General features: G+C 36.0%; 7 protein-coding genes. All 7 read right to left on the bottom strand.

The genetic code is table 11. The features are described from left to right. Positions 1–1,441: phospho-sugar mutase (locus Q5911_RS07035; RefSeq protein WP_303181992.1), on the bottom strand; the 1,441-nt coding region annotated here is incomplete at its 3' end. Positions 1,442–1,455: 14 nt separating this feature from the next. Next, positions 1,456–2,523: a mannose-1-phosphate guanylyltransferase gene (locus Q5911_RS07030; protein WP_303181990.1), complete on the bottom strand. Its 1,068-nt coding sequence runs from the start codon at positions 2,521–2,523 to the stop codon at positions 1,456–1,458. Between the two features lie 11 nt (positions 2,524–2,534). Then, positions 2,535–3,722 (bottom strand): glycosyltransferase family 2 protein, encoded by a 1,188-nt coding sequence (locus tag Q5911_RS07025; protein WP_303181989.1) that lies wholly within the window; start codon positions 3,720–3,722, stop codon positions 2,535–2,537. Further along, on the bottom strand, positions 3,682–4,887 hold the full coding sequence (locus Q5911_RS07020; protein WP_303181988.1) for a glycosyltransferase family 4 protein: 1,206 nt from the start codon (positions 4,885–4,887) through the stop codon (positions 3,682–3,684). Before Q5911_RS07020 ends, Q5911_RS07025 begins: the two co-directional genes overlap by 41 nt. A gap of 116 nt (positions 4,888–5,003) precedes the next feature. After that, entirely contained in the window at positions 5,004–6,926 is a 1,923-nt protein-coding gene (locus Q5911_RS07015; RefSeq protein ID WP_303181987.1) for a hypothetical protein, read from the bottom strand. After that, complete coding sequence (locus Q5911_RS07010) at positions 6,904–7,848, bottom strand: glycosyltransferase family 2 protein (protein WP_303181985.1); 945 nt, start codon at positions 7,846–7,848, stop codon at positions 6,904–6,906. The genes Q5911_RS07015 and Q5911_RS07010 overlap by 23 nt, the downstream gene beginning before the upstream one ends. A gap of 114 nt (positions 7,849–7,962) precedes the next feature. After that, positions 7,963–9,888, bottom strand: coding sequence for a DUF2142 domain-containing protein (locus tag Q5911_RS07005; protein ID WP_303181984.1), 1,926 nt, complete (start codon positions 9,886–9,888; stop codon positions 7,963–7,965). Between the last annotated feature and the right edge of the window lie 15 nt (positions 9,889–9,903).

The raw sequence follows: 9,903 nt of genomic DNA, 5'->3' as shown, positions 1-9,903 counted from the left end.
CATTACGCAGCTTTGACATCAAACTATCAATTTCCTTCTTCCCTTCGATGCCTTTTAAAGTTTTTGTAATCAAAGTTTCCTTATAATATCCATATTTTTGATACATTTCTTCCATTTGATCACAAAGCGTCTTACCCTGCTGCATATAATATACTGCAGCTTCCGCAAGCATCATAACAGCTGCAACAGCATCTTTATCCCGCGCATATGTTCCTACTAAGCATCCATAGCTTTCTTCCAATCCAAAAAGATACTCATACGTATGCTCTTCTTCGAATTTCTTTATCTGCTCACCAATATATTTAAATCCTGTCAAAGTTTCTATAAACTTCACACCATAAGCTTCCGCCATTACTTTAGCCATATCTGTGGTCACTATTGTAGAAACCAATGCGCCATTTTGGGGAAGCAGCCCCTTTTCTTTTCTCTGACTGAGGATATATTCTCCTATGAGCATTCCGGACATGTTTCCGGTAAACGCAACATACTCACCGTTCGAATTTTTAACATAAACTCCTAATCTGTCTGCATCTGGATCGGTTGCCATTACAATATCCGCATCTTCTCTTTTTGCATACTGCAAAGCAAGTTCAAATGCCCTTGGATCTTCTGGATTTGGGTAGGGCACAGTCGGGAAGTTACCGTCTGGCTGTTCCTGCTCCGGGACTACAAACACGTTCCGAAATCCCATTTCTTTCAAAATACGTCTAACGGGAATATTTCCAGTTCCATGAAGCGGAGTATACACTATTCTGATTTTATCACCATACTGCTTCACCAAATCACTATTAAATCCGCACTTTTTTACCGCATTTATATATGCCGTATCTAACTCTTCAGAAGCTGTATGAAACAAATTCTGCTGTATTGCATCTTCTCTATTCATTGTCTTTACAATACTATAATCTTGTATTGCATTTACTTCTGCTATAATCTCCGCATCTAACGGCGGTGTGATCTGAGCTCCATCTTTCCAATATACTTTATACCCATTATATTCCGCCGGATTATGACTTGCTGTAATAACTACTCCTGCTGTACACTGCAAATAACGAACTGCAAATGAAAGTTCTGGTGTAGGACGCAGAGATTCGAAACAATATGTTTCAATTCCATTAGCGTTAAAACACAATGCTGCCTCCTCAGCGAATTCCAATGACATATGCCTTGAGTCAAAAGCAATAGCAACCCTTTTTTTCTCTCCGGATTTATTAATGTAATTTGCAAGTCCCTGCGTAGCTTTGCGCACAGTATAAATATTCATCCTGTTACTTCCAGCGCCTATAACACCACGCAATCCGCCTGTGCCAAATTCCAGATCTTTATAAAAGCGATCTTCTATTTCAGCTTCATCATCTCTTATTCCACGCAGCTCCTCTTTAGTATGCACATCGAAATAAGCACTTTCACACCAAAGTTTATATTTTTCCTGATAATTCATTATTAATATAACTCCTATAATAGTTCTTCTCTACCACTTTCTTGCAAATGCTCAACTACTTTTTTAACGTCCTGCGCTTTTTGCTGATTACAAACAAGCAATGCATCTTCCGTCTCTACTATCACCAGATCATCAACACCTATCAAAGCTATCATTTTATCAGTAGAAGAGTATACAACAGAATTGGTCGTGTCCAGTTCAAAGTGCTCTCCCAGGAAAATATTTCCCTTCTCATCCTTCTCATGAATAGCCTCTAGCATATCCCAGCTTCCCACATCATTCCATCCAAAGTCGCCAGGCGTGCACCTTACCCTTTTGGATCTTTCCATCACACCATAGTCTATTGAGATCTTCGGGATTTGCGGATACAATTGCTGCAGAGCTTCCTCTTCAGCTTCTGTATTCAGTGCTACACCTATTTTTTCAATGATACTATACACTTCCGGAATATAGTTCTTTATTTCCGAAAGTATTGTACCTGTTTTCCATACAAACATTCCGCTGTTCCAAAGATAAGTCCCCTTTGCAAGATATTCTTCAGCAGTTTTGGAATCGGGTTTTTCAACAAATTGAAGTACCTTGTGAGAAACCTGAGTATCATCCTCGTACTGAATATAACCATACCCTGTAGCGGCGAATGTAGGAGTAATACCAATTGTAAGAAGACAATCCTTACTTTCTACTTCCCTGATCCCTTCTTCAATAATCCGGCCAAATTCTTTTTCATCCTTAATATAATGATCTGCCGGAAACACACACATGATACCACTACCATATCTCTTTTCAATCACTTCAGCCGCGTATCCTATACATGCAGCTGTGTTTCTTGCCGCAGGTTCACTTAGAATATTTTCTTCCCTAACTCTTCCTGCAACCGCCTGTTTCATGGCTTCCGCCTGAGTCTGATTCGTTACGATAAAAATATCCTCATAGTCTATAAATCTATGAATTCTATCTATCGTCTCATTGATCATTAAATCTTTCCCCGAAAGATTAAGAAGCTGCTTTGGTCTTTTCTGGCGGCTAAGCGGCCAAAATCTGGTGCCGCCACCTCCTGCCATGATCACTCCATATACTTTCATATATCTCTCCTTTACCAACGGAATGTGACATTTTTCTTGCGCTTGAAAACGATTTTTAATGAATCCTTGCATCCACACATTTTATAAAAGTTATTCTCTTTTTTCCCCTGCCTATACAGGATCAACAATTGCTTTAGATATAAACTCCTTGATATATTTTTAAAGATAAAAAGGAGCTTATTTCTATATACATGATACGTAAACAAAGGTGACCATTCTTTACTACTTCCAGTATGGATATGGCGTACCACTGAAGTAGGGCAATACAAAATAATCTTATCTTTCATCTTTCCTTCCTGCTTCTTCATACGATATGAAAGATCGGTATCTTCATAATACATAAAAAAGCGGGAATCGAACATACCTGACCAGTAGAACTCATCTCTTCGCATAATAACAGACGCGCCACAAGCATTATTGATCTGATACGGATGATTGTATTTTTCACAGTCAATTTCACCCGAACCAATATCATATCCATCATATGCTTGGTTAATTCCAGACCCTGCATTCTGAATAAGAGAAACCTTGCGTTCCTTCACCTCTGCAGGTGTCAGAGAAATTTGCTCAACCTGCCCATTGATTACAAGCTCCGCTTTAAAGTCCCTATCTTCATCCCAAATCGGGAGACAAATCTGAGATTCATTTGTAAAGCTATAGCTCTTACCCTCATCCTTAATATTTTTACAATATTTTGCTTCTATTTCATAGTCCTGTCCATTTAATTTGAGCTTTTTTTCAATCTGTCCTTTAGACCTGCCGGACAGATCAAGCTTGATAAAATCATAAAAAAACAGAAGTTTAGAATTAACCATCGCAACACACGTCTTATTGCGAATTGTATAATATAATTCTGCAAGCCAATCTGGTTCTACCATCGTATCATTATTTAATAATACCAGGAACTCACCTTTAGCAGCTTTAGCACCTTTGTTATTCCCGCCTGCAAACCCAAGGTTATCTTTACTTCGTATAATATTAACATCAAAGGGCATATCCGCCGCCAGCTCTTTAAGATAATCAGCAGATCCATCTGTAGAATTATTATCTACAAAAATAACTTCAAAGGTAAAATCTGTATGCTTGACTTTTTTCAGCGAACCAAAAAGGTTGTCCAGATACTTTTTCCCATTATAGTTAACAATAACCACTGACACATCATATGTGTAGCATTCTAAACGTTTCCCTATTTCTTTCATAGAATTTTTCGATTGAATACTCATTTGCACGCACCGCTGATTTTTCAGCCATATCCTTTCTCAAATTATCATCTTCAATTAACCGTCTTGTTTTTTCAACACATTCTTCTTCTGTATCCCAGGTAAAACCTGTAACTCCGTCAATAACCGTTTCCCTTTGACCGCCTTTATTGATCACAACAGGTACTGCCCCATTACTCATCGCCTCTATTGTTGTAATTCCAAAATGTTCCATTTTCTGGGGCTCAACCTCTTCCAGAACACCATAGCCGGTAGCATGCCAGAATATTTTTGCCTTCTTATAAAGCTGCATCAGCTCCTCATAAGGGCAATTCTCATGTATGAAGACATTATCTACTGTAGCAGCCAGCCTCTTAATCCTCTTTAAGTAAGCCAGATCTTTCTTATCATCAAACACCGCTCCAACCAAATGATACTGATAATTCTTGAATATTTCCTGGTGTTTAACAAAGAACCGTACCATCTCCAGCTGTTTTTTGCTATGTGATGCCACAAAAAAACGTCCGCAGCTTATGATAATATTTTCTTTTGCCTCTTCCTGATATTTTCCCTTGATTTCCTTTTCAAAAAAGACCGGCGGATATATCACATAGTTAGGCACCTTAGTCCCCCAGTATTTCTCTGCCCACTCTTTTGTAAATTCGGAATTTGACAAAAAGCAATCATAGCTATTATAAAAATCATTATCATGTTTTCTCTCAACAAAGGCCGCTTTCCTCTTCCACCATTTTCTCGGCACAAACGGCGGACGCGGAAACATACACTCGTATATGTTGACCTTTGCTTTCCCTTTATGCTTACTCATAAACATAAAGTTAATGAAAACATCATATTCCGCTGTAACATCTTCCACCTTTTTGCGATGCATAAGCACCTCAACAATATTTTGTGGGTTTTTAAAATCCAACTTACGGATCTTTGTCTTTTTTAACTCAAGTCCAAACTGACGATTAATATCCTCAATCGTCACAAAGGAATCCGCAAAAACATCTACATCATCATAATTAAAAACCACAATATCTATGTCTACTTTATAATCATAATATTCCTCCATAAACTGACATAGATACCCCATATGCTTTTCACCACCGCCAAGCGTGGCAATATATGGATTTAAGACCATTATTCTATTTACGTTGCTCACTTTTGTCTCCTTTTCGTATCCAGATTTACTAAACTATCTTATAATTTTTGATTTTATCATGATATACATCACATTTCAAGAAGTCCATTTTTAGCCGATTGCTGTTCTCGACATTTTTATTCTGCATACATTGAAACCACATCTTCCATAGGGTAAATATATATATCCACTTTCTCGTAGATATAATCTCTAGGAATCCCTAACAAAGTTTCATTCATCGTATAGTAACTCATATCCACTATATCTTTATACTCAATATTATCTATTTTTTTTGTCGTAAGATAAATCGAGCTTTCACTATCATAATATTGCTGGTTTTTAGACACAGCTTCTAATTCGTTCTCATTTTGAACAGGCACAACATCATAAGAACAATATGACACAATCGGCGATATATCAAACTTGTCTTCATGGTCATAGAAAAGTGATCCCACTTCACTCTCTGGATATTTTTCAGCAAATCGTTCCACGTTTTTGTCTAACTCAGCATATTGCACCTTCTGCTTACTGTCCATATACAAGTTGCACGCTAGTAAAAAAAGTGCCATAGCTATAAGAATATTTTTTTCTCTATGCTTTGACTCTATGAAAACCACAAATGCCAACAGTAAAGCCGGAAGGAAAATATTATAATATCTTCTCAGCAGAAAATACATCTGCGGTGCATTGCCGGACTTATATACGAAGTAACACGAAACAACTAATAATGACAGGATAAATATTCCAGCCAGCATATTAATCTTTTTGTGCTTCAATATCTTATAGCAACCAACCAGCCCCACTGCGATAATAATAGCCGGAAAAGTCTGATATAGATGGTCCAATATAAATTCTTCATAGGAATACATGTCAAGGCCGAATTCCGTAAACTTTCCATAGTATTTCTCTGGAGTTAATGTATTCCTATACATCATACATAAAACGCCAAATCCAATCACTATCAGAATATACTTACAAGCAACATGGTTATAAATATTCTCAATTATCCTTTTGCCATATTTACTGATAAAGAAGGAAACAATAAATGCACCTATTATTAATATAATTTGATATTTTATAATTTTAAAGTCTCTTGCACCAATTCTGTTATAATATATCCAAAAAACTTTAGATGTAACATACATAAAAACAGCGGTACAAACCGTATATATAGCACCGCATTTTCTATTTTTGTATGTAATGATAAATGCCCCTAATAGAGCCACCAAAAGATAGTCTATTCTAGCCGACAATGCCACCATAAATACAGTCGCTAATATCGGAAGAGGTATATCTTCATCTAAGAGGAGGCATACAATTAAAAGCCAGAAAAAAAGCGCTGTAGGTTCCGTCGAACTACTTCTTCCAAACCACATAATAACTGGTGACACAGCAAAAGTCATTGTATAAAGCGCCGCCACAAGTTTATCTTCTGAAACCAATACTCTTCTAATCAGGCAATACAGCAGCCAGCAACAAGCAACCATTACCAATGTCTGGCCAAAAAAAGCAAAGTCTTTTCTAATCAGCCCACACATTGCATAAAAAAAGCTGCTTCCAGCATAAAAGTCAGGATGCAAAGCTCCATCCCTTATCTGACATCCATTTTCAAATGAACCATAATTATAAAGAGATTGATCACTGTTTATAATTCCATTTTCTGTCAGTGCAACAAAAGTATCTACTGGCTTTTCTAGAGTACCATAATTCAGGAGATTAAATGTTTTCATTATATAAAGAGCCTGATCTTGTTGAACCGAAAGAACAGGGGAATACTGAATATAAATAAACAGTACAAACAGCATTACCCCGCCCAAAACCACAAGCTCTTTTGCAGACTTCATCTGAAAAAGATCATACTGTACGATTTTAAAGCTGCTAAACGCTGCAATAAATAAAATGATTATAGCTGGAATAATACTCCATTTGATTCCAATTGCACACCATATTGTTCCTACTAAAGGTGCCAACGCTATGATAGAACACAAAAAGAGAAAAACATAACTGACACCTATGCATACTTTTCTTATTGTAAATTTATATTTCTCTGCTGCTATCATTTTTTCCCCTCTTTGTCCTGATTAATACTAATTCAAATAGCTGCCTATGCTTTTTTACTATCACTTCCAAAATCATTCCACATACCAGCATCAACATAGCTGCTATCATTAAAAATCCCGCAAAAATCAATGTAGGAAATCTCATAACAAGCCCAGTTTTAAAGTATTCCGCAAAGACAGGAATTCCAAACCCAAGGGAAAGTACAAAAAACACGAAACTTATCAATCCAAAGAAAATAGATGGTTTATACTCTTTAAACAAACGAGCTATCGTCCTAAGTACTTTTATCCCATCACTATAGGTATTTAATTTTGACTCGCTTCCTTCTGGCCTGTCCTGATAAAGTACCGGCATTTCCTTCAACAAAAAATTTTTATCCAGTGCATGAATCGTCATTTCTGTCTCAATTTCAAATCCCTGAGACAAAACAGGAAATGTTTTTACGAACTGATAATTGAATGCTCTATATCCTGTCATTATGTCTTTTACATTTGCTCTAAATATTAAGTTAATTAGTCCACGGACCAATTTATTTCCCATATTATGAAATGGTCTTTTGTTTTCTGTAAAATAGGTAGAAGAAAGCCGATCTCCAATAACCATATCAGCCTGTCCGCTTAAAATATAGTCACACATCTCTCTTGCATTATCTGCCGGATATGTATCGTCACCATCTATCATCAAGTAACAATCGGCGTCTATATCACGGAACATGCTACGGATTACATTTCCTTTTCCTTGTTTATATTCATATTTTACAATTGCGCCAGCCTTGCGGGCAATATCATCGGTATGATCCGTACTATTATTGTCATAAACATAAATATCTGCTTCCGGCAAAGCCTCCTTATAATCTTTAATTACTTTTTCAATTGTAACACTTTCGTTATAACACGGTATCAATACTGCTATCTTGCTCATTTTTCACTTTGGTATAATTTTTTATACCGTACTCCTTTCTATATCTTCCTCTAATGGTCACTCCCTCATAGGGCTCTATACCCTACTGCATATGGATAGTTGAAACTATTAACTTTATATGCAATTTTGCGTAATCATCAGTACATAGATATTATACATTAAAAAGAGCGCCTGAAAAGAAATAATCATATTACAATAACGTTCCTTATTTTGTTTATTACAGATTGTTACGGGTTGAAAAGCTAACAGTCCACCCCATAACATCGGCAAAAAATACCTAGCTTGAACGCCCTCTATTACATGGCTTCCCACTTCCGTAAACCATACATAAAGAGCAGTAAAAATCAAAATCCCCGAGATAATAATGCAACTAATAATTCCTCCACGTTCTCTTTTCAAAATCTTATTATTATGAAAACGACTACTTGTTTCATCCACAGAATAGGAATCAGTCAACCATACATATAAAAGCAGGCAAAATTCAATTAAAGGCTGAGTTACATTCCCCGCATATCCTAAAGCAACAAACCCTCCCCTGTTCACACCTGCGAGCCATTCCATCGAAAAAATGCTTGATGCAACCGATGAAAAAAGTATTTTTATATACGCCACTGGATGATGCAATATATTTGACACCTGCAGTGACAGGTTAGTGTTGCCACCTCTAGCGTCCCCAGCTTGTGGTAACCCCCCCAGAACAATATATAATACTAGACATGCTCCAATAATAACACACCCTATTAAAATAGACTTACAAATACATTCCTCTTTTTTAGAATAGAATTTTGTCGAAGGCAGTAACAATAATAATAATAGCAAAGGTAAATATACACCTTGTTTAGGACATGATGCAATTAATACTAATACACAAAACAACCCTCTTTCTTTCCACGGCATTACTTTCTCCTTAAAGTAAAACGCTTTTATAATAATCGACATTGCCAAAACAACACATCCAGTTACTGTAATATCATACGTATAGGATGCTGTCAATATCATTGTAGTAGGTAGTAATCCCGTAAAAGCTAACAACACTTTTCCAATAGGTGTAATTTTAATAGCAAAAAACATTAAAACACAATACAAAACCAAATTTGTAGTCTTCCCTAAAATCCAGATACAATAAAACGGAAGTTCTAAAATTGTCCCCAGTTTAAGCATAAACATCTGAAAAAGATATCCCATATCATCATATGTTATTTCCATCTTTCTAGCTTCTTTGCCCGAAGGCATGTTCGCTGTATTATTTAAATATCTTATTTCATCAATTCTTTCTTCTATTGACTGAAGCTTCTTATCAAAATTAGGTGGATTACTATTTATAAATGCGCCAGCTTCAGATTCCACACCAGATTCATCTCGAACAGGATCAAAATAACAATTTGCAAAATGAATATGCTCATCCCACGAATTTGCATGTGGTGGCTGAGCTAATAGAAGCACAACACCTATAATCAAAGCACATACCACAAAAATATTTTCTACTGGCTGTTTGTACTTTTTTAAAAAAGTAGCAAAAAAAAGTACCAAAAAAAATGTCGCTCCCCAATAAACCATTCTAATGGGGCTTGGTTTAAAAGAATTATCAATCAGAAAATCTGATATTTTCACCGGCTCTGACAATTCTCCAAACTTAAATATTATTTCTTCTATATTTTCTCCAACATTAATAACTGATCTAGATAGTTGGGCCCTAGACTCATCTGAGACAACAATTTCACTTATATTATTATATCCATCTCTAACAACAAATGTTATATCACAAGCAAAATCACTATACGTAATATATGAATATTCAAATTTATTTAAATACACATTATCTAAAGTTATATTTATCTCCCCACCATCTTCTGGTACAACATAATCCTCTTCCCCATTTTTTTCGATATTGTTTGTAGATATATTATTTTCAATCTTTATTTTTCCCTTTTCATTTCCCGCCTTACAATATTTAAAAAACGAAATGCCACCTTCTAAACATATAGCAAGAAGAAAAGAGATTACAATCATCAATACAACACTTTTTACTCTTTGTCTCATTTACTTTGCCAACCT

Source organism: Lachnoclostridium phocaeense, assembly GCF_959599685.1.
GTDB lineage: Bacteria > Bacillota > Clostridia > Lachnospirales > Lachnospiraceae > Claveliimonas > Claveliimonas monacensis.
This window is presented reverse-complemented; position numbering and strand designations above follow the sequence as displayed.

Bases quoted from the DNA above. Each gene is read 5' to 3' on its own strand.
- Q5911_RS07025 (WP_303181989.1), bottom strand. From the start codon at position 3,722: ATGAAAGAAATAGGGAAACGTTTAGAATGCTACACATATGATGTGTCA.
- Q5911_RS07030 (WP_303181990.1), bottom strand. From the start codon at position 2,523: ATGAAAGTATATGGAGTGATCATGGCAGGAGGTGGCGGCACCAGATTT.
- Q5911_RS07005 (WP_303181984.1), bottom strand. From the start codon at position 9,888: ATGAGACAAAGAGTAAAAAGTGTTGTATTGATGATTGTAATCTCTTTT.
- Q5911_RS07015 (WP_303181987.1), bottom strand. From the start codon at position 6,926: ATGATAGCAGCAGAGAAATATAAATTTACAATAAGAAAAGTATGCATA.
- Q5911_RS07010 (WP_303181985.1), bottom strand. From the start codon at position 7,848: ATGAGCAAGATAGCAGTATTGATACCGTGTTATAACGAAAGTGTTACA.